Below are 24,317 nucleotides of genomic sequence, written 5' to 3' on the forward strand. Positions count from 1 at the left end.
ATTATGAGTATGAACTTTTCTTCGATGTTGCCAACTTTGTCTAAACCAGGGCTTTTGGTTATGGATGTTGATGCAACGCTTATTGAGGAAGAAGTTATCGATTTGCTCGGTGCAGAAGCTGGATGCGGCGATGAGCTCTCTAAGATTACAGCGCGAGCAATGCGTGGCGAAATTACCTTCGATACTTCCTTGCGTTCGCGAGTGAGTATGCTTCGCGATTTGAATATTGACGAGTGCAAAAAGCGTATTATTTCCAAAATTCACGTAACTAAAGGCGCGAATGTTTTAATTGACGCGCTTCACGCGCACGGATGGAAAGTTGGAGCAGTTTCTGGCGGTTTTCACGAGATTTTGGACGAATTTTTGCCGAGTTTGAATATTGATTTTTGTGTGGCTCACCATTTAGAGTCGGCTGGCGGCAAGCTTACCGGCAACGTGATAGGAAATATTGTTAATGCTAATGCAAAAGTTGAAGCGCTTCAAAATTGGGCAAGTGATCTTGGAGTTGAGCGCGAGCAAACTGTTGCAGTGGGGGATGGAGCGAACGATATTTCAATGATTAAATTCGCTGGATTAGGCGTAGCTTTTTGCGCAAAACCAGCAGTTCAAGCGGCTACTCCTTACAGCATTCTTACTCGCGATTTAAGCGCTGTCTTGCGGTTTTTGAATGCGAATTAATACGTTGCTTTAATGTGGCGCGAGTTTTAGGGGATTTCTTTATTTGCGATTTTCTTTTACGCAAAGGTGAGTGATAGGAATTACTTGTCTCGCAGCGCTCCGCTCTTGCTTAACGTGTCGCGAGTTTTGGGGGATTTCTCTCCTCGCAAGTTCCCGTCCTTCGTCGCTTTGGCTGTTAGAGGTTTTGTTGTCTGCTTTGTTCTTAAAAGAATGTTGCTTCCTCAGTCCTCTTTTATTGCTCGTAGAGAAATCCCCCAAACTCTGCGTGCTTAATCGTTAATAACCGTGCAAATCGCAGAGATTTTTCGATTTTTCTTCTTCGCTTGGCGAATCAGCAGCCTGCGGCTCTGACGTTCGCCGCGCTCAGTGCGAAAAATCTCAAATCTCTACCACACTAATATTCGTACCTCTCAAGCAACACCCACCACTCACTAGTAAATTCACCCACCGTTGTTTTTGGTGTGGTAGGTGCGTCTGGTGTGATGTGTGCAGCAGCATGAGTGCTAGCGTTCTCTATGCAATAGAGAATCAGCGTCTGCAGAGCACGACTGCAAAGCTTCATGAACGTGCAATATTCAATCAGTGCGAAAAATCTCAAATCTCACCTTGCTAATATCCACACGAATGAACGAAACATATTGAGATATAAAATAAATTTTGCATTTATAGAACGAAAAGTTGAGTAATGTACGTAGACATTGTAAAATTGCGAATGATGATTAAAGATTAATGATTAAATTTTTTTGTGAAAGTTCTGTATCTTTTAACCACAGAGCTTAAATGTGTTGGTGAATCTTTCTATTGTTGAGTAAAATAAAGTTAATTTATAGGAGAGAGAGTGTGCATAAATACGGGAATTTATGCATTTAGGGTAGGGAGTGTAAGTTGAATTTACGAGAAGTTGCGCTTGAAGTTGCGCGTATTTTGGAAGATGTCGGTAAACATGCGTATCAGGATCAATTAAGCCCGCAAGATATGACGTCGATTGCGTTGGGCGATCCTAATAAATCTGAATCTGGTTTTGGCGATAAGCTCGTGCGTTTTATTCAAAATCGTTTGACTTATGTGAATCCTTTCCAAGGTTTTTGGCAAACTAGGCCGGAGCAGTGCAATCCGGGAGACCGTTTTTGGTGCGTTGGAAACGTTGACGGTGCGATTAATTTTAATCGCGATATGGCTGAGTGGACTCTTACGGTTTCGCTTTTTGAGTTTAACGATGAAGGCTCCGCTCGTCCGGTTCTTGGCGTTGTGCACGCTCCTGCGTTGGGATTGACTTATTTGGCTGCAAAGGGTCAGGGTGCTATTCGCATTCGTAGGACTCCGCAAGGAGAGAAGCGCGAGAAGATTACGCCTTCCACAACTTCTACTTTGCAAGGATCTGTGGTTTGCTATGGAATGTCTTATATACCTGGTGAATCTAAGCGTGCGCTTGACGTAGTTGCTTCTGTTGAAGAGTGTTGCCCTGCGGATATTAAGCGTATTGGGCCTGTGTCGCTCGACTTGTGCAAGGTGGCAGATGGCACTTATGACGCTTATTTCGAGCCTCACTTGCATCATTGGGATATTCCAGCTGTTTCTGCTGGTGCCGCGGTTGTGGAAGAGGCACAGTGCCAGGTGTGCCAGTGGGATGGAAGTCCTATTCATTGGCGCAAGGAAAATGATGTGGTTGCCTCTAATGGCTTGCTTATTAAAGAGTTAAAGCCGTATCTTAAGTAACTAAATCTTAAGTAACTAAATCTTTAATCCATCCCCTCGTCTTCTAATTCACTACAGTAGGCGAGGGAATTTTATATCTAAAACCAATCAAGTGTTTCGACTCAAGCGTTTAAAGTAGTCGCGAATATATGGAAAGATTACAAATATGACTACAGTTATTATGCATACTTCTGAAGGCGATATAAAAATCAATTTGTTTGATAGCAAAGCGCCTGAAACCGTCAAAAATTTCGTTGGCTTAGCTACCGGTGAGCGCGAGTGGCTTGACCCATTCAGTGGAAAACCTTCGAATGAGCCATTCTACGATGGTTTAACTTTCCACCGTATTATTAAGGACTTCATGATTCAGGGTGGTTGCCCACTCGGCAATGGAACTGGCGGTCCTGGATACGAGTTTGACGATGAAATTGACGCATCCTTGAAGTTCGATAAGCCTTATTTGCTCGCTATGGCAAATGCTGGAAAGCGTCGCGGTCGTGACGGTCGTTTGCATGGCACTAACGGTTCGCAGTTCTTCATTACAACTGTGCCAACTCCATGGCTTGACGGTCACCATACAATTTTCGGCGAAGTTGCTGACGATGAATCGAAGGCTGTTGTCGATAAGCTCGAGGCTGTCGCAACGGATCGATCTGATGCTCCTCTTGAGCCTGTAGGTATTATTTCTATTGAAGTTTTGTGATTAAACGTTATTTGATTTAATACTCTTTAATATTCTTTAATACTACAGTTCTTAATTACTAATCCGACATTTTCTATACGCTTATGTACAGAAAAGGTCGGATTTTTGCTGTAAAGCGGCAGAAACTTTACGCTCGTGTAAAATAAAGGTCGGTTACGCGCGAAAATGCGGCAGAAACTTTACAAGCACGCAACGAAAAGGTCGGATTAATAGAATTTAAATTCGAATATAAAGAAAGCGAGTCTTATAGCAAGCACAATTGCTCACTATAAAACTCGCTTTGGTTTATATCAACCTTCTTCTATTATTATCCGTTGTAAGTATTGCTATTGAAGCACTTGCAATTCAGTTTTTGCTTCCGCACTTCGTACTTCCGTACTTCCGTACTTCCGTACTTCCGTACTTTATGCTTTCACGCTTTGATACAGCGATGAGCCGGATTCTTGGAACTTTTTGCTCATCTCTTTCATACCGTCGGCAATTGCCTGACTGCGTGCTTCTTCAACGAGCTGCTCCTGCTGAGCTGCTCCGCCAAAACGCTTACGAATATTTTGCGAAATAGCCATCGAGCAGAACTTTGGTCCGCACATCGAGCAGAAGTGCGCCATTTTTGCCGGTTCTGCAGGAAGCGTTTCGTCGTGGAAGGCGATTGCGGTATCCGGATCGTAGCTTAAGTTGAACTGATCCAACCAGCGGAACTCAAAGCGAGCCTTACTGATTGCGTTGTCGCGATCCATAGCATGTGGATGGTGCTTAGCAAGATCAGCTGCGTGGCAAGCGATCTTATACGCAATCACGCCTTGCTTCACGTCGTCCTTGTTAGGCAATCCCAAATGTTCCTTAGGAGTCACATAGCAAAGCATTGCAGTGCCGTATCGTGCAATCTCCACGCCACCAATTGCGGAAGTAATGTGGTCGTAGCCAGGTGCGGTATCCGTAGTCAAAGGACCAAGCGTATAGAATGGAGCATTCTGGCAAATTGCCTTCTCCATCTCAATATTCATACGCACAGTGTCGAATGGCACGTGACCAGGACCTTCAATCATAACTTGCACGTCATGCTTCCAAGCGATCTTCGTAAGCTCGCCAAGCGTCATAAGCTCGGAAAGTTGAGCCGCATCGTTAGCATCAGCCAAGCTACCTGGACGCAAACCATCGCCCAAAGAGAATGCAACATCGTACTTTGCGAAAATCTCGCATAATTCTTCAAAGTGCGTATATAAGAAGCTCTCTTGATGATGCTGCAAGCACCATTCAGCCATAATTGAGCCACCACGAGAAACAATACCGGTTACGCGGTTTGCAGTAAGCGGCACGTAGCGAAGAAGCACGCCAGCGTGAATAGTCATGTAGTCAACGCCCTGCTCGCACTGCTCAATAACAGTATCGCGGAAAAGCTCCCAGCTGAGCTTAGAAGCATCATCCTCAACCTTTTCCAAAGCCTGATACATTGGCACTGTTCCAATTGGCACAGGGGAGTTGCGCAAAATCCATTCGCGCGTCGTGTGAATATCGTTACCGGTGGAAAGATCCATAACGGTATCCGCACCCCACTTCGTGGCCCACGTAAGCTTTTCCACTTCTTCGTCGATAGATGACGTAACAGCAGAATTACCCATGTTTGCGTTGAGCTTAGTCAAGAAGCGCGAACCAATAATCATAGGCTCAGCTTCAGGATGGTTAATATTGCAAGGAATTACAGCACGTCCTGCTGCAACTTCTTCACGAACCAGCTCCACATCGCAATTTTCGCGTGTTGCAACATATTGCATTTCCGGAGTAGTGATTCCGTGGCGAGCGTACCACATTTGCGTAATTGGATGGTCCGCGCCCTTCATTGGCTTATGCGTGCGACCACGCCATTCTTTAGAAGCTTTGCCTCGCTTAATTGCGCGCTTGCCGTCATCTTGAAGATTGCGCCTGCGACCCTCATATTCCACAACGTCACCGCGGTCACGAATCCAGTCAAGGCGAAGCGGAGCCAAGCCTTCCTTCGGGTCGCACTTTGGGCCTTCCGTATTGTAATCCTTAAAAGGCGGGTTAGGGCCTACGCCAGGAGTATCCGAAAGCTTAATTTCCGTATAAGGAACTTCCAAATCGTAAGAACCATATTCATACTCAAAATGAACTGGAGTTGTTTTGCGAATATGAGCTTTATCGCGCTGAGTGCAACCGCGAGCTGCAATGTCAACGCGCTGTTGCTTAGCTAATTTTGCAGCATCCTTTGCTTCTTTAGCGTTAATAAAAGTTGGTTTCTTTTCTTGAGTTTCTGAAGATTTTGATTCAGAATTTTCTGCAACTATTACTCGCTTAGCGTAGCCGTGCTTTTCTTCGCCTCGCACAGCTTTCCAATGTTCAACAAACTCATGCATAGTTGATTCTGGTGTTTCTGAAGAATACAGTGCTTCAGAAACGAACCATCCTGCAGCCTTAGTGTGAGCGATTGTATCGATATCGTCGAGAGCAGTTCTTCCGCCAACTAGAACTGGGAAATCACTTGCGGAACAAATCGTATTAATTTTCGCTTCGTCCAGCGTTGTGTGGTTTGCTTCCAATTCGTAAGCGGCAGTAGTGCTTTCGCATCCTTCTTCAGGATTGTGCATTGCTGTTACGCAAATGTAATCGATGCATCCATCTGGAAGTTCGTTTATTACTTTAACTAAGCTCTCGGTTTCAACAGATAAGCCGATTACAGCATCTTCGCCAAGAAGTGCGCGAGCCTCTCTAGGCTCCATGTCACTTTGTGCTAAGTGCACTCCGTCAACTTTGATGCTTTGATTGCGAGCTTGCCAAACGACATCAACGCGCTCGTCGATAACAAAAGTTACAGAATCGCATTTGTTATTGTCTTCGATGATTTGTGCAATATCGCGTGCAATAGTGGTGATTTCTTTAGCGTTTTCATTGTTGCAATGAAGACGAATAAAAGTCGCTCCAGCGCGCAAAGCATCATCGACAATATCTGTAAGTGGACGATTATTACAAGCTTGTGGGTCTGCAATAAAGCAGGCGCTTAGATTAAATTGATTACGCATTGATGCGTACGGATAATTCGATGTCATACTAAAATCGTTGCTCCCTACGTTGTATTAACTAACAGGTTCGAAGGGTTAGATAAATTAATACCATCTCAGCCTTCTTTCGAAAGCACCCCTGCAAAATGTCGAATTACCAGCAAGTTTACACGATTATGTGCATTTAATTGGTGGTGGGTATGTTGCGAATTTCTTTAGCGTTCGTGATGATTGATTGCGCGTGAAATAAAATCTCCCAAGCTTTGCACAATCTGTACGAGGATAATGCAAAGAATAACAGCCACTGTCATCACATCGTATTGATAACGCTGGTATCCGTATCGTATTGCAATATCTCCGAGTCCGCCTGCTCCAACTGTTCCAGCCATTGCTGAGAATCCAAAAAGCGTAATAAACGTAAGTGCAGCTCCGCGAATTAGTGAAGGTAAAGCTTCCCACAGCAATACTTTGCAAACAATTTGCAATTTGCTTGCTCCAAAGCTTTGTGCTGCTTCGATTAAGCTTCCGTCAACTTCGGCTAAAGATTGTTCAACTACTCTAGCAACGAATGGTGCAGCAGTAATTACCAGAGGCACAATAGCTCCAGGAACTCCCAAAGAAGTGCCAACTATGAGACGAGTAAAAGGAATTATTGCAACTAATAAAATAATAAACGGCACAGAACGCACGATGTTAACAATCCATCCTAGAACTGCGTTAATTGGCGCGTTAGGGCAAATGCCTTTTTTGTTTGATGTAATGAGAAGTACGCCAACTGGAAGTCCAATAAGGTATGCAAAAAGTGTTGCAACTGACGTCATTACGAGTGTGTCTTGCACGCCTTCAATAAGTAAGTCGCCGTATTCGTTAAAAAATTGTGTAGCAGCTTCTAACATTGTTATTTCACCTCATTGGTAAGCGCGTTTGTTTGTTCGTCTGTTTGTGCGTTTGTTGGCTTATTGTTAAGCTCGCTTGCAATCGTGCTTGCAATTTTAGCTCGATGATTTTCCTGTTTTTCATCTGCAATAAGAGTTCGCAAAATATCGCTTTGTGGATTTGCAAAAAGCGTATCAGTGTCACCTAATTCCACAATGCGTCCGCCATCAATCATTGCAACTCGGTCGCAAATATTTCGTGCTACAGCCAGCGAATGCGTAATAATAACAAGCGTTACGTTGAGTTCGCGGTTAATTCGGCTCAATAAATCAAGGATTTGCGCAGTAGTTGTGGAGTCAAGTGCGCTTGTTGCTTCGTCGCAAAGCATAATCGACGGATTATTCGCCAATGCTCGCGCAATTGCTACGCGCTGCTGTTGTCCGCCTGAAAGCTGGCTAGGGTAGCGGTTTGCAAAATCTTTTAAACCAACTAAGTCAAGCAAGTAGTTTGCGCGTTCTTCTCGTTCCTTTTTTGCAGTGTGATTTAGCTCTAATGGGAAAGTTACGTTTCGCAATACTGTACGCTGCTGGAAAAGGCTAAAATTCTGGAAAATCATGCCAATATTAGTGCGTACTTTTGCAAGTTCTTTATCTTTTACTTCGCTAATATCATTTCCGTCAATAATAATTTTGCCAGAAGTTGGTCGCTCAAGCAGATTCATGCAACGAACTAGCGAAGACTTTCCTGCACCAGAAGAACCAAGAATTCCGAATACTTCTCCCGATTCAATAGTCAGATTAATGTCGTGTAATGCTTCGTTCGCTTTGCTACCTTTGCCGTAGCTTTTGTGAAGATGTTCGATCTGAATCATGCTTTTCCTTAACAGATTATTGCTTTCTGTGTGAAATATACTTCGTTACTAACTAGAGTTACTAACTAGCGTTATTAACTAGATTATTAACTAGCACGCACATTACGTATATTACACGCTTATAAAATAATGCCGCAAAGCATACACGAAGCATACACATGCGGCATTAGGTGGCTACATTGTGAGTATTATTTAGAAAACAGGGAGCACAGCGCCTTTGTAAGTTTTAGTAATATAGTCGCGCACTTCGCTTGTTTTCAAAGCTTTGAGTAAGGCTTTGATTTTTGCAAACTTTTCAGAGCCTTTCTTTACTACAATAATATTTTCATAAGTTTTAGCCGCAATGCCTCCAACTTTTTCTGAAGTAAGTGGGTCTTTAGTTGGGTTAAAACCAGCTTGAATAGCGTAATTGCCGTTCATGGCAGCAAGATCCACGTCCTTGATGGCAGTAGGAACTGTTGCTGCTTCAAGCTCTTTAAACTTCAAATTCTTAGGATTCTCAGTAATATCTTTTGTAGTAGCGTTAATATCTTTTGGATTCTTCAACTTAATCAATCCGGCATCTTGCAAAAGAAGCAATGCGCGAGCCTCATTAGTAGGATCATTTGGAACTGCAACAGTTGCTCCATTTGCTAATGCTTTAATCGTCTTAGTTTTTCCTGGATACAATCCAAATGGTTCAAAATGAATTCCACCTACTGAAACAAGGTGAGTTCCCTTTTCCTTATTAAAGTTGTCAAGATAAGGCAAATGCTGATAGTAGTTTGCGTCAACTTCGCCTTCTTCAGTAGCTGTATTTGGCTGCACGTAGTCAGTAAATTCCTTTACTACTAGCTTGTAGCCTTCTTTTTGCAAGATTGGCTTTACAACCTTATTTAAGATTTCAGAATGCGGAGTAGGCGAAGCAGCAACAGTAATGGTCTTGTCATCCTTTGCGCCTGCTTTTGAGCTACTGCAGCCACTTAAAGTGAAAGTCGCTAATGCTGCCAGTGCTGTAATTGATGCAATAACTTTAATTTTTCGCATATTTCCTGCTCCTTGTTCGGTGAAATTCGTTTAAAGTTAAATCCCCTTCGCGAGTAACGAATTATCAATATAGGCGAGAAAAATCAATAATTCTACACTTTGCTTATTAGTATTATTTATGACGTGTTAATAATTCGCATACTTGCAGTGTGAGAAGAGAAAAAATAAGTTTTTCAACACGTCACTTACTTGCAATGAAGCTATCTACTAGACTGTAATGTATGAGTTTTTTGCGATTGGCGTTAGCGCAGATAGATACCTGCGTTGGGAATATTGATAGCAACGTTGAAAAAGTTTTGAAGTATGCTGCGCGCGCAAAGCAGTCGTGTGCTCGCATGGTTGTATTTCCTGAGATGACTTTGACTGGGTATCCTATTGAAGACCTCGCCTTGCGTGCAACTTTCCGCACAGCTGCACAAAAAGCTGCAGACTTGCTTGCATCAAAACTTGCGGAAGAAGGCTTGGGGGAGCTTTACGTAGTAGTTGGAACTGTTGGCTTTGACGAGTCTGCTGGAAAGCCTCGAAACAGGCTTCTCGTTTTGCATGAAGGTAAATCTGTGTTGCAATACGACAAGCATTTCTTGCCAAACTATGGTGTTTTTGACGAGTTTCGTATTTTCTCTTCTGGCAATAAGTGTGAGCTGCTGGAAGTAGATGGGATGCGTCTAGGTTTTGCTATTTGCGAAGATATTTGGCAAGACGGCGGTCCTGTTGCGCGTTTGGCAAAACTTGGTATCGATGCGCTAATAACTATGAATGGTTCTCCATATGAGGAAGGTAAAACTCATGTGCGCTTGAGTTTGGCTCAAAAGCGCGCTGTTGAAGTAAATGCGCCAGTCGTATATGTGAACCAGGTTGGCGGTCAAGATGATTTGGTTTTTGACGGTGGAAGTTTTGTTGTTGATTCTGACGGAACTTTGCTTGAACGCTCGGCAATGTTTGACGAAGATTTGTCGTTTGTTGATTTTGATAACTCGCTTAAAAAGCAGAAAGTTTCAAGCATTGCTCCAAAACTTGACGCAGACGAAGAAGTGTATTGTGCGTGTGTTGTAGGTCTTAGAGATTACATGCGTAAGAATGGTTTTAAGGGTGTGTGCTTAGGACTTTCGGGAGGAATTGATTCTGCTTTAGTAGCTACTATGGCTGCCGATGCTTGCGGTGGAGAAAATGTGTATGGCATTTCTATGCCAAGCATGTACTCTTCGGACGGATCTAAAGACGATGCGCGCGATTTAGCAGAGCGAATTGGTGCTCATTATGATGTGCAACCAATTGAACCGCTTTTTAAAGCTTTCCAATCGCAACTTTCATTAGAAGGTGTTGCTGCAGAAAACTTGCAAGCTCGCGTTCGTGGCGTAATCGTAATGGCTTACTCGAATTCGCGCGGTGTTTTGGCGCTCGCAACTGGTAATAAATCAGAACTTGCTTGCGGATATTCTACTATCTATGGCGATGCGGTAGGAGGGTATGCTCCTATTAAGGATTTGTTTAAGACGCGCGTTTGGGCACTTTCTCGTTGGAGGAATAGCGCTGCAAATGCTGGAGTAGGCATTGGTATGCTGCCAATTGTTGGCGCTGAAGATTTAGAAATTTCGAAAGCTCCGCAAGATGGCGTGCTTATTCCTGTTAATTCTATTATTAAGCCTCCGAGTGCAGAGTTGCGTCCAGGGCAAAAGGATTCTGATTCTTTGCCTGAGTACGATTTGCTTGATCGTGTTTTAGAGGCTCATATTGAGCTTGCGCATGGTAGAGCGGATTTGCTTAAAGATGGTTTTGACGAGCATACTGTTGACACGGTTATGCGTTTAGTTGATCGCGCAGAATGGAAGCGCAGGCAGTATCCGCTTGGGCCAAAAGTAAGCGCTATTGCTTTTGGCAGGGATCGCAGAATGCCTGTTACCACAGCTTTTCGTGAATAAATGTGATGTATTTCACTAGATTTTTTGCAAAACTACTCGTGTATGCGTTTACCTATGCTTTAACATTGTTATTAAGGCAGCGTGAAGATGCGTTGCGGGTACAAAAGGAGTCTAAACATGACATCAGTTGATGCACCAGTTCTCAGTGATGAGGATCTTCGTACCGAAGCGTGGAATGGTTTTACTGACGGAAATTGGAAAAAAGACATTGACGTACGCGACTTTATAATAAAGAACTATACGCCATATGAAGGTGACGAAAGCTTCTTGGCAAATGCCACTGAAAAAACGAAGCACATGTGGAAGTATCTCGACGACAACTACTTGGCTGTTGAACGTGAACGTCGTGTTTATGATGTTGAAACTCATATCCCAGCAGGCATTGATGCAATGCCAGCAGGCTACATTGAAAGCCCAGAAGTAGATAACGTAATCGTCGGTTTGCAAACTGATGAGCCTTGCAAGCGCGCTATGATGCCAAATGGCGGTTGGCGCATGGTTGAGCAAGCTATTAAAGAAGCTGGCAAGGAAGTAGATCCTCAAATCAAGAAGATCTTCACCGTTTACCGCAAGACTCATAACGATGGCGTGTTTGGCGTTTACACCAAGAATATTAAGATTGCTCGCCACAACAAGATTTTGACCGGTTTGCCAGATGCTTACGGTCGCGGTCGTATTATTGGCGATTATCGTCGTGTGGCTCTTTACGGCGTGAACATGCTTATTGAGTTCAAGAAGCGCGATAAGGATTCGATTCCATACCGTAACGATTTTACCGAGACCGAAATTGAGCATTGGATTCGCTTCCGCGAAGAGCATGACGAGCAGATTAAGGCTTTGAAGCAGCTTATTAACTTGGGTAACGAGTACGGTTTGGATTTGACTCGTCCAGCTAAGACCGCTAAGGAAGCTGTTCAGTGGACTTACATGGGCTATCTTGCTTCTGTTAAGAGCCAGGATGGCGCTGCAATGAGCTTCGGTCGCGTTTCCGCATTCTTCGATTGCTACTTTGAGCGCGATTTGAAGGCCGGTTTAATTAACGAAACCGACGCTCAGGAAATTATTGACGCTCTTGTTATGAAGCTTCGTATTGTGCGCTTCTTGCGTACTAAGGATTACGATGCAATCTTCTCTGGTGATCCTTACTGGGCAACTTGGTCCGATGCAGGCTTCAGCGAGGATGGCCGCACTTTCGTAACCAAGACTTCGTTCCGTTTGCTCAACACTTTAACTCTTGAGCATTTGGGGCCTGGTCCTGAGCCAAACATCACTATTTTCTGGGATCCAAAGCTTCCAGAAGCTTATAAGCGTTTCTGCGCACGAATTTCTATCGACACTTCTGCAATCCAGTACGAGTCCGATAAAGACATTCGTGAGCACTGGGGTGACGATGCTGCTATTGCTTGCTGCGTTTCTCCAATGCGCGTCGGTAAGCAAATGCAGTTCTTTGCTGCTCGCGTGAACTCTGCAAAGGCTTTGCTTTACGCTATTAACGGCGGTCGCGACGAGATGACCGGCATGCAGGTTATCGATAAGGGTGTTATTGACCCAATCAAGCCAGAAGCTGACGGCACTCTCGACTACGAGAAGGTTAAGGCTAACTACGAGAAGGCTTTGGAATGGCTTTCCGAGACCTATATTGAGGCTTTGAATATCATCCACTACATGCACGATAAGTACGCTTACGAGTCCATTGAAATGGCTTTGCATGATAGGGAAGTCTACCGTACGCTTGGTTGCGGCATGTCCGGCTTGTCTATTGCTGCAGATTCCTTGGCTGCTTTGAAGTATGCAAAGGTTTACCCAATCTACAACAAGGATGCTAAGACCACTGAAGGTCACGAGTACGAGTACATTGAGGGCGGCGACGACGACTTAATCGTTGGCTACAAGACTGTTGGCGAATTCCCAGTTTACGGTAACGACGACGATCGTGCAGACGACTTAGCAAAGTGGGTTGTAAGCACTGTTATGGGTCAAGTAAAGCGTTTGCCTGTGTACCGTAATGCTGTTCCAACTCAGTCCATCTTGACTATTACTTCTAACGTTGAGTACGGCAAGAATACTGGTTCCTTCCCATCCGGTCACAAGAAGGGCACTCCGTACGCTCCAGGCGCAAACCCAGAAAACGGCATGGATTCGCACGGCATGCTTCCTTCGATGTTCTCCGTTGGAAAGATTGATTACGACGATGCTCTCGACGGCATTTCGCTTACGAACACTATTACTCCTGACGGTTTAGGTCGTGACGAAGACGAGCGCATCAGCAACTTGGTCGGTATCTTGGATGCTGGCAACGGCCACGGCTTGTACCACGCAAACATCAACGTGTTGCGTAAGGAACAGCTTGAGGACGCTGTTGAGCACCCAGAAAAGTATCCGCATTTGACGGTTCGAGTTTCCGGCTACGCAGTGAACTTTGTAAAGCTCACTAGGGAGCAGCAGCTCGACGTTATTTCTCGTACATTCCACCAGGGTTCAGTTACTGACTGATTTGGTAGATTGCTAAACACCGCCGGGAGCGAGGCTAGTTTCGCTCCCGGCTTTTGTTAATTGCGTATATTATTTATTATTTATTTATAAATAGTTTGGAGGGCAGTTAGATGGCTGAAAACACAGCGTTTCGTACCACAACTCAGCATATGCTGAAGGAGTCAAAAGAGTATGCTCGCCAAACTTTAATGGGTGGACTTTCTGGATTTGAGTCGCCAATTGGGCTGGACAGAAAAGATCGCTTGGTAGCTCTTAAAACTGGCGATATTGGGTTCGTGCATTCGTGGGATATTAACACTTCTGTTGACGGTCCTGGAACTCGTATGACGGTGTTTATGAGCGGTTGCCCGCTTCGCTGCCAATATTGCCAAAATCCTGATACTTGGAAAATGCGCGACGGCAAGCCAGTCTACTTAGATGCGATGATTAAAAAAGTTGACCGTTATCAAAGTCTTTTTAAAGCAACAGGCGGTGGGATTACTTTTTCTGGCGGCGAATCCATGATGCAACCAGCTTTTGTATCTAGAGTCTTTCGTGCTGCAAAAGAGATGGGCGTGCATACTTGCTTAGATACTTCCGGATTTTTGAATCGCAATTACACGGACGAAATGATTGAAGACATTGATCTTTGCTTGCTAGACGTTAAATCCGGCACTGAAGAAACGTATAAAAAAGTTACCGGCGGCTTGCTTCAGCCAACTATTGATTTTGGTCAGCGATTGGCGAAGGCTGGTAAGAAGATTTGGGTGCGTTTTGTGCTTGTTCCAGATTTGACTTCCAGCGAAGAAAACGTTGAAAAAGTTGCAGAGATTTGCGATTCGTTTGGGGATGCTGTTGAGCATATTGACGTGCTTGGATTCCATCAACTAGGCCGCCCAAAGTGGCATGAGCTTAGGATTCCGTACCCTCTTGAGAATCAAAAAGGGCCTTCTAGAGCACTTAAAGAGCGCGTTGTAAACCAGTTTAAAGACCACGGTTTTGTTGTGTACTAGACTGCATTTAGACTGCGTCAAAATGTAACTGTAATTTAGGCAATTTTTGCGTATTGTATTGTTTTTTTTTTTAAAGGATTTTGTATAATTATGCAAATACTCTTTTTTAGAGAAAGGATACGCAATGAAGCGCAGAATAGGTTGTTGGATTGCATTAGCTTTTGCATTAGCGTTAGCTATTTTTGCACGGTGTAACGATCAGTTTGGCTTTGGCACAGCGCTTATTATTTTAATTGTTTTGCCGATAATTTTGTTGCCAATAAATATCGTTGCGGCTTTCGATGAGAAACTTCTTATTGAAGTGCCAATAATATCTATTGCTATAACTATTGCTACAGAACTTGCCACTTTCCCAATAAGGGATTTAGGTTTACATGCTATCTACGTTATTCCAACAGTTTTAGTTTCGGCAGTAGCATTTACTCTTACTAGATTCCTTAAAACTAGGCTTGTTAAGCGCATAAATGACGAAATAGCAAACAATAAAACAGATTGATTATTTATTTGATTATTTAATTGATTACTTATTTTTTGAATAGTCGTAGTTGTGTGCGAAAGTTGAAGCCGTGTTAAAGATGCATAATCTATAACACGGCTTAAATATTTTTTTACGGATATTTTGCAAAAAGTACAGAATATTTTGCAAAAAGCGTAAGAATTTGGCTAAAGCGTGCAGTTGGGAGGCGTACTTGAACGAGGAACCAAAGCTTTTAAAAGAGCCTAGAGAAGGAGTTCCAGAAGTCATTGATACGCTTGAAGCATATAAAGATTATTGCAGCTTGTTGTCAGCAGGTTCCGGTCCTTTGGCTGCGGACGCTGAGCGAGCTTCCGGTTTTCGTTACAGTCATGAAGATTGGCTGATTCAGTTTAAACGCAAAGGTGCAGGAATAGGGTTACTGGATCCAATAGAACTTACAAAACTTGGAGCTGATTGGAACGAATTTAACAAGGCAGTAGGAGATGCGCCTTGGATTATCCACGATTCGATGCAAGATTTGCCAGGATTTTTCGATATTGGTTTGCGCCCGCGTGCTTTATTTGATACCGAGATAGCGGCTAAATTACTTGGTAGAAAGCGCTTTGGTTTAAGCTCTGTAACTGAATATTATTTGGGTCTTACTCTTGCAAAAGAACATTCTGCAGCGGACTGGTCTTACCGCCCACTTCCTAGAGATTGGCGAAATTACGCAGCTTTAGATGTTGAATTACTTATTGAGCTAGAAGAAGTAATGCGTAGCGAGCTAAAAAAGCAAGGTAAGCTTTCCTGGGCGGAAGAAGAATTTAAACACTTACTTAATAAAGGTGCACAAAAGAAAGCTCCGCATCCACGTCCATGGCTTAAAATATCGCATATAAGTGTGCTTATGCACGATCGTGTTGGTTTAGTTATTGCAAAAGCATTGTGGCAAAAGCGAGATGCTTTAGCGCGTGAATACGATATTGCGCCAACTCTGCTACTTTCTGACGCTGCAATTATTGAAGCTGGTAAGCGTAAACCTAGTAATGCGCGTGCGTTTCGTGCTATTCGTTCCTTGAATGAACGAGTGCGAATTCACACTGGCAGTGAGCAAGACAAAATGTTCGAGCGTTACGCTCCAATTCAGCGCAAAATTAGACCATCTATTTGGAAAAACGTTATAGAGAATGCTATTTTGCGCGCTAAATCTGGTGAAACAGCTATGGATGATGTGCACCCAGTACTGCCGAATGGAGCTATTCAACTTAATTCGCGCGAATCTCGTAAAACTAGCGTACTTAAGTCAACAGATACTGACGAGTCGCAAGGTTCTAACGATTGTCAAGATTGCCATGATTCATCAGATTCGCAGTATTTACAGGATATGCAAGATTCCCAAAGCGCTCCTAGATCTATGAAATATTGGCGAGAACATCATCCTAAGCGTTACGAGCGTTTACAAAGAGTAAAAGCTGAGTTAAATCAAATTTCTGAATACACTCATACTCCTGCAGAAATTATTATCAAACCACAGATTATTCGTAATCTTTGCTGGCATGATGATGCGCAAGATATTGATGTTAAAACATTCCTAAGTGAGCATGGTGCTCGCGAATGGCAAACCCGATTGGTAGCTGAGTCCGTAACTCGCGCTATCATGTAACGGTTGTGCCATACGGCAGAAGCTAGAAAAAACGTAATTTCAGGAGCGCAAGCGTGAAAATCAGCGTCAGGAATCTTGAGCCAACTAAAGTTAAGCTCACCATTACCGCAGATCTCGAAGACTTCAAACCATTCTTGGAAGAAGCTCGTAAGGAGATTGCTAAGCAAATTAACGTGCCAGGTTTCCGTAAGGGACATGTGCCAGGCAAGATTGTAGATCAGCGCGTCGGTTTCGCAGCTGTTGCCGGCGAAGCCGTAAATTCCGCTGTACCAGAGCTTTATTCCAAGGCTTTGGAAGAAAAGAAGATTCGCCCAATGGATCAGCCAGAATTTGACGTTCAGGAAGTTCCAACGTCGACTGATGCAGATGCAAGTCTTAAGTTTGTAGCAACAGTTGAGCGTCGTCCAGATTTCAAGTTGAACAAGTTCAAGGGCGTTGAGATTGAAGTTGAGAAGCCAAAGGTTTCCGACAAGGATGTTAAGGAGCGCTTGGAAAGCCTCCGTCAGCGTTTTGCTACTTTGGTTGGTGTTGACCGTCCTGCAGCTAAGGGTGATTACACTAACATTGATTTGGAAGCTCGTATCGATGACGAAGTAGTTGATGCACAAGAGGGCGTAAGCTACGAAATCGGTTCCGGTGTGTTACTTGACGGTTTGGATGAGGCTTTGGATAGCCTTTCTGCCGGTGAAGAAACCACCTTTGAAGGTACTCTCGAGTCCGGCAAGCACAAGGGCGAGAAGGCTCAGATCAAGGTTAAGGTTAATTCCGTAAAGACTCAGGAATTGCCAGAGCTTGATGATGATTTTGCTCAGGAAGCTTCCGAGTTTGATACTTTGAAGGATTTGAAGGCAGATATTCGCAAGGCTTGCGAGCAGGCTGCTGAAGGTCGTCAGGCAACTAATGCTCGTGACGCATTCCTTGTTAAGCTTCAAGAAGAAGTTGAAATTCCTGTACCAAAGGGCGTTTTGGATAAGGCTGTTTCAGAGCATTTGAAGGGCATGACCCCTGATCCTGAAAAAGCTACCAAGAAGCAGAAGGACGAAGCTCAGCAGGCTGCTGAGAAGGAACTTCGCGACCAGATGGTTCTTGATGCTTTGGCTGAACAGATGGACGTGACTGTTTCCCAGGCTGACGTCACCAACTTCTTGGTTTCTGTTGCTCAGCAGTACGGCATGGATCCAAACCAGTTCATTAACGCAATCGTTAACAACGGTCAGCTTGGTTCTGCTGTACAGGAAGTTGCTCGCTCTAAGGGCTTGCTTGCTGGTATGCGTGCTGTAAAGTTCGTTTCCGGTGGAGAAGCTCTTGACTTGAGTGCATTCTTGTCTGAGGATGATGACGAAGACGAAAGCGTGAAGGCTGCTTCTGCTGCTGCAGAAGTTGCTGACGAACTTTCTAAGTAGTATTTTTCAAACAAGAAAAAGTTTATACTTTCTCATGTTTGCTAAAAACCCAGGGCTTTTGCTCTGGGTTTTTGTGTTGTTGTTATACTTTAAAGAAAGTGAAAAACAAATAAAATTAAAAACAAATAACATAAGGAAGGCTGCTGCTAATGGAAAAACGCAATTTGCAAATAGTAGGCAGTAAAAAACCTAGTAAGTGTTTGAGCTACGTTTTTACATGTTTACGATTAAGCCTTATTGCTTTTTTTGTTGCAGTTATGGCTGGGTTTGGTGCAATATTATTAACTCTGTTACTACATGCTGTGCAAAACGTAATGTTCGGATTTTCAGAATCTGCTCTTAAACCTTCGCCAGTTGGATTGCCAATATTGCACTACGTTGCTGTTGTATTAATTGTGATGTCTGTTGCTGCAATTATTTGGATGTGGTTATGGACAAAATCTTCTAATCGTATTGTCGATATAGCTCATGCTGTTCGTGGTCAATCGATGCCATGGCATACGACGATTATACATGTATGTTTACAAATTTTTATAGTTGCTTCTGGCGCAAGTTTAGGTAGGGAAGTTGCGCCTCGAGAATTGGCTGCAATGCTTACTCAGAAGTTACTCCGCTTTATTCGAGTCAGTGAATTTCAAGCTCGCGTTTTGGTTGCAAGTGCTGCTGGTGCTGGTTTAGCTGGAGTTTATCGCGCTCCAATAGCGGGTGCGATTATGGCGCTAGGTTTGGTTGCAATTCCATGTTTTTCTCATGACTCGAAATCTTCTTTAAAGCGTTTGAAATGGTATTGGCTTATACAAAAATTTGGTATTTTTACTATTGCGTTATTTATAAGTGAAATTGCATCATTAACTACTATTTTTGTGCTTGGAGATGAACCTTACTATTGTTTGCCAAGTCTTGATGACATCCATATTGTCAACACGAGTGTGTTGATGCTTGCAATTATAGTTGGCATTGCTTGCGGTATTGTTGGCACTCTTTTCCATAAGATGATTCATTGGGCTCGCTCTAAGTGTGCTCACAATTATCAAATCTTATATTTTTTGCCGCTAATGGGCTTAGTAACAGGATTAGTTGCATCGTGGAATCCAGCCATTATGGGCAATGGTAGAGCTTTAGCACAATACGCATATAATATTGCAAAAACAAGTATTGCAATTGACAAAAACTCTTTGATAACTTTGCTTCTACTATTTGTTGCAAAAATAATTTTAACAAGTTGCACTCTTCGAGCTGGCGCAAGTGGCGGTGTGCTTCAACCGAGTATGTCGTCTGGAGCTTGCGTAGGAATGATTATAGGTTTTATAAGTATGAACATTCCGTTTGTTGGTAGCATGTTATCAAGTCAGCCAAAATTATTGATAATAGCTGCTATTTTTGGCGCTGCAAGTCTATTAACTGCAAGCCGAAAGTCATTGTGGTTTGCGCTTTTTTTGGTAGCGCAATTAGTGAATGTGCCTATGATTATGATTATTCCGATGGCTGTTTCTTGTGCTGTATCTAGAAGCATAGCGATAATACCAAAAATTTTTAGCCGCAAATAATGTTTGAATTTTTAGTATGGGAAATACAATATGTGCAAAATAAATGCGCCTATGCTAGTTCAGTATTAGCAAAGACGCATTTGTTATTAGTAAATATTTTTTAGTTATGTTGGTTATTTTAGTTACTTTTTAATTAATTATTATAACTAAATTCTTTATCTGTTATAAAAGTTCCATCATCGTTTGAGAAGATTAAATGCACTCGTACTGGTGCAATAACTTTTTCTTTCACATCATCCTTTGCTGATTGTGACATCATGCTCGATAAGCTATCGCCGTACGATTGTATTCCATTCCTTAATGTTGAAATTTCCCAATCAGATAGGTGTCTTTTTGACTTTGCGTTTATATTGAGCTGATCGCCTTTAGCGTCAAACGTTACGTTGAATGGTGAGCCGTTATTGGCTAATGCACTAGTTACTTTTTCAATTTCCGCTGGATGGCAGTGTACATATTCTTCGATATTTGCGCTTCTTGGTGCAGAGCAATTGTAATTCGGTTTAAGATTAGTCAAAATTACGTATCCGCCTACTGCAACTACTGCTACAACTATGACAGTAATAAGCCAAATGTATTTTGACTTATGAGCACTTGTATTTGTTGCATTTGGATAAGCGTTTGCAGGATAGTTGTTAACTGGTTGTTGATTATTTTGATATACGTTTGGTTGATAACCATTGTTTGGATTTACATTATTAGGGTAATTATTGTTTTGGTACCCGTTGTTTTGGTATCCATTGTTTTCATAACCATTGTTTTGGTACCCATTGTTTTGATATCCATTATTTTGATATCCATTATTTTGGTATCCGTTGTTTTCATAACCGTTGTTTTGGTACCCATTGTTTGGATTTACATTATTTGGGTATGTATTATTTTGGTAACCATTATTTGGATACTCGTTATTTGGCATCGGAGCAGGAGGGTAGTTGTTGTCTGACAATTGGTTAGGATCCATAATTACTCCTTATAATGAATTGATGATCCAATAAAAATATACTAAATAATGCATACTAACGTGAGATAATAAGTAAAAATTACATGTGTCGATGTGGATAAAATTTAGAAATTTGGTGAAAATATTCAATTCAAATAATATTCGCAATATTTTCTATGCGGTCATGCGCACAATGTAGTGTAGAAATAATTACGTGATAACAAGGAGATATAGTGACTGAACTTTTTACAGCTTCTCCTGTGATGGAACAGGCTGAAGCGCCTACATTAACCGATCCTATTTTTAATCGGTTGCTAAAAGATCGCATTATTTGGTTGGGATCTGAAGTAAAAGACGAGAATGCTAATGTTATTTGCGCACAAATGTTAATGCTTGCTGCGGAAGATCCTAAGAAGGATATTTGGCTGTATATTAATTCGCCTGGAGGTTCAATTACTGCTGGTATGGCAATTTACGATACTATGCAATTAATTGAGCCGGATGTTGCGACTATTGCTGTCGGCATGGCTGCATCTATGGGTCAGTTCTTGCTTAGTTCTGGCACTCCTGGCAAGCGTTATATTACCTCGCATGCTCGTGTGCTTATGCATCAACCTTCTGGCGGTATCGGTGGTACTGCTACGGATGTGCGAATTAACGCAGAGCTTATTATGGATATGAAAAAAACGCTTTCTGAATTGACTGCAAAGCAGACTGGTCATACGGTAGAGGAAATTTACCGAGATAACGAATACGATCACTGGTTTACAGCTCAGCAAGCTTTGGAGTATGGTTTCGTAGATAAAATTGTGACCACTCCTGCTTCTATGCGCGGTGAGGAGTAATTATGGCAAGTGAAGAAGCAAAGTTTGTTGCGCGTGCCGAGCGTTTAGCTGGTTTTGGCGGTGTTACTTCTGCTCAGCGCATTGCTAATCGTTACGTGTTGCCTCAATTTGGCGAGCAAACTCCATACGGCATGAAAACGCAAGATCCTTACACTAAGCTGTTTGAAGATCGCATTATTTTCATGGGTGTGCAAGTAGATGACACTTCTGCTGACGACATTATGGCTCAGTTGCTTGTTTTAGAAAGCATGGATTCTGATCGCGATGTGATGATGTACATTAATTCACCTGGTGGTTCGATGACTGCTATGACTGCGATTTATGACACAATGCAATACATTAATCCAGATGTTCAAACTGTTTGCTTAGGTCAAGCTGCTTCTGCTGCTGCTATTATTCTTGCTGCTGGAGCTGCTGGTAAGCGCATGATTTTGCCAAATGCGCGTGTGCTTATTCATCAGCCTGCAATGGGTCAAGATTTTGGTAAAGCTACTGAAATTGAGCTTCAAGCTAAGGAAATGTTGCGTTTGCGTTCTTGGTTAGAATCAACTCTTGCAAAGCATACTGGTCAAGATATTGAGCGCATCCGTAAAGATATTGAAGTGGATACTATTTTGACTGCTCCAGAAGCTAAAGCTTATGGAATGGTTGACGAAGTGCTTGAGCGCAGATCATAATTCAATCTTTACAAAGTAGTGAGAATTTATCGATTCTTGCATTTCTTAACAACAAACCCCGGTCGACACGCCGGGGTTTGTGTTTTAGTGCGGATGGTTGTATATTAGTCAAGTTGCCGGAAACAAGGACATGGTTCTTGAGGCTGGAAACATGCGCCAGTAGCCCAACGGATTAGAGCATCTGACTACGGATCAGAAGGTTGCAGGTTCGAATCCTGTCTGGCGCACAAACAAAACGCGAAGCTTTTGCTCCGCGTTTTTTTTTATTCGTATGCAACTCGCTCGGTTTATGCCTCTCAGTTATACTTGAAAGTGCGAATCACATATTTTGCACTATAAAACGTTATAAACGTTATATAAACGTATAAACGCTATAAATGCATTTAGTGGAGGAAATATTTACAATATGATACGACGCAGTTGGAGAATAGCTTGCAATATTGCAAATAATGAGAGAATTTCTGGTTTAATTATGCTTGGTTTCGCTCTTAGCGGCTTATTGCTTGCAAACATTCCTTTAACAGCGCCAATATTTGAAGCTGTCTCGCATACTCATGTAGGAATTCCGTGGACGAATATACATATGTCAATTGGTCACTGGGTGCAAGACGGCGTGCTAACTATTTTCTTCCTGTCAGTTGGCTTAGATTTAAAACACGAACTTATTGCTGGCTCGCTTTCTGACCCTCGAGCAGCTGCAATGCCAATGATTTGCGCTGTTGGTGGAATGGTTGTGCCTCCTTTGCTGTTTGTTGCTACAGTAACTGTATTTTCTGAATTGCATGCTGGACAGGAGATTATGCGTCTTACTTCTGGCGCTTTACCTTCACTTGATATGGTTCGTGACGGGTGGGCAATACCTACGGCAACAGATATAGCTTTCTCTCTTGCTGTTCTTGCTTTATTTGCAAAAACTTTGCCACACGCTTTGCGCGCATTTCTTATGACTCTTGCTACAGTAGACGATTTGCTTGGAATAGCACTTATTGCTGTGTTCTTCTCTTCTCTTAACGCATGGTATTGGTTTGCTGGAGTAATTGCTTGCGGTTTAGTTTGGACTACTTTAGTGCGTTTGAAGCGCGTTCCATGGCCGTTGGTTGCAATAGTAGGAATTATGGCTTGGGTTATGATGTATGAAGCTGGCGTGCATCCAACTTTAGCTGGAGTAATGGTTGGTTTGCTAACTCCAGCGCATTTAGTTCATGGCGAAAAAACGCTTCGTGCTGAACGCTATCGCGAAAAAATTCAGCCTGTTTCTGCACTATTGGCTCTTCCAATTTTCGCTCTTTTCGCTACAGGAGTGCATTTTGAAACATTGACTTGGGAGCTGTTCTTCTCGCCAATTTTGATCGCTATCACTATTGCTCTTGTTATTGGTAAACCTGTTGGAATTATGGTAACTGCTTGGATATCAAAGCGTGTTCTAGGTTTGAAAGTTCCTGATGGTCTTCGCGTAGCAGATTTAATACCAACAGCATGTGCGTGTGGAATTGGTTTCACTGTTTCCCTTCTTATTGCTTCGCTTGCGTATTCTGATGCAGATTTGTCTGCTGAAGCACGTTTTGGTGTTCTTGTTGCTTCTATTGTTGCTGCAGGAGTTTCTGGCTTCTTACTTTCTATGCAAGCAAAGCATATGGAAGAAGAATTAGATGAAGTTGAAGACTAGTTTTTAATTATTATTTTCAAAATATTTGAAAGTAAATTTCTAGGAGAAGTCATGTCTGATAGTAAAGAAGATTTTTCAGTAGATGTTCCACCTTGGAATAACACGTATCATCGTGGTTCTGTTGTAATGCGCGGTTCTATGATTCCTAAGGAGAGCACTACAGAAACGCTTCTTCGTAACGATAACAATCAGCAGCTTGTTTCTGGAGTTGGTGTAGAAGTAGATAAGAGATGGGATTGGCGTAGCGCGGATCCGTGGCGCGCGCTACGTATTCAAGCTGAGTTTGTTGATGGTTTTGACGCGCTCGCATCGTTAGGTAAAGCTGTTAGTATTTTTGGCTCTGCTCGAATAAAAGAAAACGATCCCGAGTATTCTTTAGCTCGCACTATGGGTTCAGAGCTCGCAAAACGCGGTTTTGCTGTTATTACAGGTGGCGGTCCTGGAATTATGGAAGCTGCAAACCGTGGAGCTACAGAAGCTGGTGGTACGTCTGTAGGATTGGGGATTGAGCTTCCTCATGAGCAGGGTTTGAATAAGTGGATTAATCTTGGCATGCAATTTAGGTATTTTTTTGTGCGTAAAACAATGTTTATGAAGTATTCTTCTGGAATTATTGTGTGCCCTGGCGGTTTTGGCACGATGGATGAAATGTTTGAAGCTTTGACTTTAGTGCAAACTCATAAGGTTGCGCGCGTGCCTGTTGTTCTTTTCGGTACTTCGTATTGGAATGGTTTGATTGACTGGCTGAAGTCTACAGTAACTCAACGAGGTTTTATTTCTTCATTAGACCCGCACTTGTTTGCTGTCACGGACGACCCAATAGAGGCGGTGCGCATAGCATCTGGAATTGAATAA

The 24,317-nt window shown here is 42.7% G+C and carries 18 protein-coding genes, 1 tRNA gene, 1 pseudogene and 1 riboswitch; of the genes and pseudogenes, 15 read left to right on the forward strand and 5 right to left on the reverse strand.

Translation table 11 applies throughout. From position 1 onward, the window contains the following. Window positions 1–24: 24 nt before the first annotated feature. From serB to AC1EKT_RS01195, 3 genes are all read left to right on the forward strand, one after another. Window positions 25–678, forward strand: coding sequence for a phosphoserine phosphatase SerB (serB, locus tag AC1EKT_RS01185; RefSeq protein ID WP_481616003.1), 654 nt, complete (start codon window positions 25–27; stop codon window positions 676–678). Between the two features lie 885 nt (window positions 679–1,563). Further along, window positions 1,564–2,394 (forward strand): inositol monophosphatase family protein, encoded by an 831-nt coding sequence (locus AC1EKT_RS01190; protein WP_391495839.1) that lies wholly within the window; start codon window positions 1,564–1,566, stop codon window positions 2,392–2,394. Between the two features lie 145 nt (window positions 2,395–2,539). Further along, window positions 2,540–3,076: a peptidylprolyl isomerase gene (locus AC1EKT_RS01195; protein ID WP_391495838.1), complete on the forward strand. Its 537-nt coding sequence runs from the start codon at window positions 2,540–2,542 to the stop codon at window positions 3,074–3,076. 404 nt (window positions 3,077–3,480) lie between these two features. On the opposite strand, the gene thiC is transcribed toward AC1EKT_RS01195, so the two are convergent. The 4 genes from thiC to AC1EKT_RS01215 all read right to left on the reverse strand — a co-directional run bounded on the left by thiC (window position 3,481) and on the right by AC1EKT_RS01215 (window position 8,863). Next, a complete protein-coding gene (thiC, locus tag AC1EKT_RS01200; RefSeq protein ID WP_415682908.1) occupies window positions 3,481–6,138 on the reverse strand; it encodes a phosphomethylpyrimidine synthase ThiC in 2,658 nt (885 codons plus the stop codon). Next, window positions 6,136–6,241: riboswitch (TPP riboswitch) on the reverse strand. (Overlaps the previous gene by 3 nt.) A 64-nt stretch (window positions 6,242–6,305) precedes the next feature. Continuing rightward, window positions 6,306–6,986 (reverse strand): methionine ABC transporter permease, encoded by a 681-nt coding sequence (locus AC1EKT_RS01205; protein WP_481615920.1) that lies wholly within the window; start codon window positions 6,984–6,986, stop codon window positions 6,306–6,308. Between the two features lie 2 nt (window positions 6,987–6,988). Continuing rightward, complete coding sequence (locus tag AC1EKT_RS01210) at window positions 6,989–7,837, reverse strand: methionine ABC transporter ATP-binding protein (RefSeq protein ID WP_480033217.1); 849 nt, start codon at window positions 7,835–7,837, stop codon at window positions 6,989–6,991. Window positions 7,838–8,029: 192 nt separating this feature from the next. After that, window positions 8,030–8,863: a MetQ/NlpA family ABC transporter substrate-binding protein gene (locus tag AC1EKT_RS01215; RefSeq protein ID WP_481615921.1), complete on the reverse strand. Its 834-nt coding sequence runs from the start codon at window positions 8,861–8,863 to the stop codon at window positions 8,030–8,032. A gap of 221 nt (window positions 8,864–9,084) precedes the next feature. Between AC1EKT_RS01215 and AC1EKT_RS01220 the strand changes: the two genes are divergently transcribed. From AC1EKT_RS01220 to AC1EKT_RS01250, 7 genes are all read left to right on the forward strand, one after another. Then, complete coding sequence (locus tag AC1EKT_RS01220) at window positions 9,085–10,782, forward strand: NAD+ synthase (protein ID WP_481615922.1); 1,698 nt, start codon at window positions 9,085–9,087, stop codon at window positions 10,780–10,782. A gap of 117 nt (window positions 10,783–10,899) precedes the next feature. Further along, window positions 10,900–13,275, forward strand: a complete 2,376-nt coding sequence (pflB, locus tag AC1EKT_RS01225; RefSeq protein ID WP_481615923.1) for a formate C-acetyltransferase — start codon at window positions 10,900–10,902, stop codon at window positions 13,273–13,275. Window positions 13,276–13,385: 110 nt separating this feature from the next. Beyond that, window positions 13,386–14,267 carry a pyruvate formate-lyase-activating protein gene (pflA, locus tag AC1EKT_RS01230; RefSeq protein WP_415686760.1) on the forward strand — a complete coding sequence of 294 codons (882 nt, stop codon included), beginning with the start codon at window positions 13,386–13,388 and terminating at the stop codon, window positions 14,265–14,267. Between the two features lie 124 nt (window positions 14,268–14,391). Beyond that, the gene (locus AC1EKT_RS01235; protein ID WP_415682912.1) at window positions 14,392–14,763 is read left to right on the forward strand and encodes a hypothetical protein; all 372 of its coding nucleotides are present in this window, start codon (window positions 14,392–14,394) and stop codon (window positions 14,761–14,763) included. A 193-nt stretch (window positions 14,764–14,956) separates the two neighbouring features. Further along, window positions 14,957–16,387: an HRDC domain-containing protein gene (locus AC1EKT_RS01240; protein WP_415687158.1), complete on the forward strand. Its 1,431-nt coding sequence runs from the start codon at window positions 14,957–14,959 to the stop codon at window positions 16,385–16,387. Window positions 16,388–16,440: 53 nt separating this feature from the next. Next, window positions 16,441–17,790 carry a trigger factor gene (tig, locus tag AC1EKT_RS01245; protein ID WP_012914242.1) on the forward strand — a complete coding sequence of 450 codons (1,350 nt, stop codon included), beginning with the start codon at window positions 16,441–16,443 and terminating at the stop codon, window positions 17,788–17,790. Window positions 17,791–18,047: 257 nt separating this feature from the next. Next, complete coding sequence (locus AC1EKT_RS01250) at window positions 18,048–19,337, forward strand: chloride channel protein (protein WP_415687160.1); 1,290 nt, start codon at window positions 18,048–18,050, stop codon at window positions 19,335–19,337. A gap of 133 nt (window positions 19,338–19,470) precedes the next feature. Here AC1EKT_RS01250 and AC1EKT_RS01255 read toward each other — a convergent pair whose 3' ends face one another. Next, on the reverse strand, window positions 19,471–20,295 hold the full coding sequence (locus tag AC1EKT_RS01255; RefSeq protein ID WP_415686780.1) for a hypothetical protein: 825 nt from the start codon (window positions 20,293–20,295) through the stop codon (window positions 19,471–19,473). A 212-nt stretch (window positions 20,296–20,507) separates the two neighbouring features. On the opposite strand from AC1EKT_RS01255, the gene AC1EKT_RS01260 reads away from it, so the two are divergent. The 5 genes and pseudogenes from AC1EKT_RS01260 to AC1EKT_RS01280 all read left to right on the forward strand — a co-directional run bounded on the left by AC1EKT_RS01260 (window position 20,508) and on the right by AC1EKT_RS01280 (window position 24,317). Continuing rightward, entirely contained in the window at window positions 20,508–21,119 is a 612-nt protein-coding gene (locus AC1EKT_RS01260) for an ATP-dependent Clp protease proteolytic subunit (protein ID WP_415682916.1), read from the forward strand. 2 nt (window positions 21,120–21,121) lie between these two features. Then, window positions 21,122–21,796 carry an ATP-dependent Clp protease proteolytic subunit gene (locus AC1EKT_RS01265; RefSeq protein WP_415682917.1) on the forward strand — a complete coding sequence of 225 codons (675 nt, stop codon included), beginning with the start codon at window positions 21,122–21,124 and terminating at the stop codon, window positions 21,794–21,796. Window positions 21,797–21,949: 153 nt separating this feature from the next. After that, a tRNA-Arg gene (locus tag AC1EKT_RS01270) sits at window positions 21,950–22,023 on the forward strand. 179 nt (window positions 22,024–22,202) lie between these two features. After that, window positions 22,203–23,441: pseudogene (locus tag AC1EKT_RS01275) on the forward strand (Na+/H+ antiporter NhaA); the annotation flags it as partial. Window positions 23,442–23,513: 72 nt separating this feature from the next. Beyond that, window positions 23,514–24,317 carry an LOG family protein gene (locus tag AC1EKT_RS01280; protein ID WP_415682919.1) on the forward strand — a complete coding sequence of 268 codons (804 nt, stop codon included), beginning with the start codon at window positions 23,514–23,516 and terminating at the stop codon, window positions 24,315–24,317.

The organism is Bifidobacterium sp. C0047B3 (assembly GCF_056590535.1).

Coding starts and splice junctions, on each gene's coding strand:
- serB (WP_481616003.1), top strand. CDS start 25: ATGTTGCCAACTTTGTCTAAACCAGGGCTTTTGGTTATGGATGTTGAT.
- AC1EKT_RS01195 (WP_391495838.1), top strand. CDS start 2,540: ATGACTACAGTTATTATGCATACTTCTGAAGGCGATATAAAAATCAAT.
- thiC (WP_415682908.1), bottom strand. CDS start 6,138: ATGACATCGAATTATCCGTACGCATCAATGCGTAATCAATTTAATCTA.
- AC1EKT_RS01205 (WP_481615920.1), bottom strand. CDS start 6,986: ATGTTAGAAGCTGCTACACAATTTTTTAACGAATACGGCGACTTACTT.
- AC1EKT_RS01210 (WP_480033217.1), bottom strand. CDS start 7,837: ATGATTCAGATCGAACATCTTCACAAAAGCTACGGCAAAGGTAGCAAA.
- AC1EKT_RS01215 (WP_481615921.1), bottom strand. CDS start 8,863: ATGCGAAAAATTAAAGTTATTGCATCAATTACAGCACTGGCAGCATTA.
- AC1EKT_RS01220 (WP_481615922.1), top strand. CDS start 9,085: ATGAGTTTTTTGCGATTGGCGTTAGCGCAGATAGATACCTGCGTTGGG.
- pflB (WP_481615923.1), top strand. CDS start 10,900: ATGACATCAGTTGATGCACCAGTTCTCAGTGATGAGGATCTTCGTACC.
- pflA (WP_415686760.1), top strand. CDS start 13,386: ATGGCTGAAAACACAGCGTTTCGTACCACAACTCAGCATATGCTGAAG.
- AC1EKT_RS01235 (WP_415682912.1), top strand. CDS start 14,392: ATGAAGCGCAGAATAGGTTGTTGGATTGCATTAGCTTTTGCATTAGCG.
- AC1EKT_RS01250 (WP_415687160.1), top strand. CDS start 18,048: ATGGCTGGGTTTGGTGCAATATTATTAACTCTGTTACTACATGCTGTG.
- AC1EKT_RS01255 (WP_415686780.1), bottom strand. CDS start 20,295: ATGGATCCTAACCAATTGTCAGACAACAACTACCCTCCTGCTCCGATG.
- AC1EKT_RS01265 (WP_415682917.1), top strand. CDS start 21,122: ATGGCAAGTGAAGAAGCAAAGTTTGTTGCGCGTGCCGAGCGTTTAGCT.
- AC1EKT_RS01280 (WP_415682919.1), top strand. CDS start 23,514: ATGTCTGATAGTAAAGAAGATTTTTCAGTAGATGTTCCACCTTGGAAT.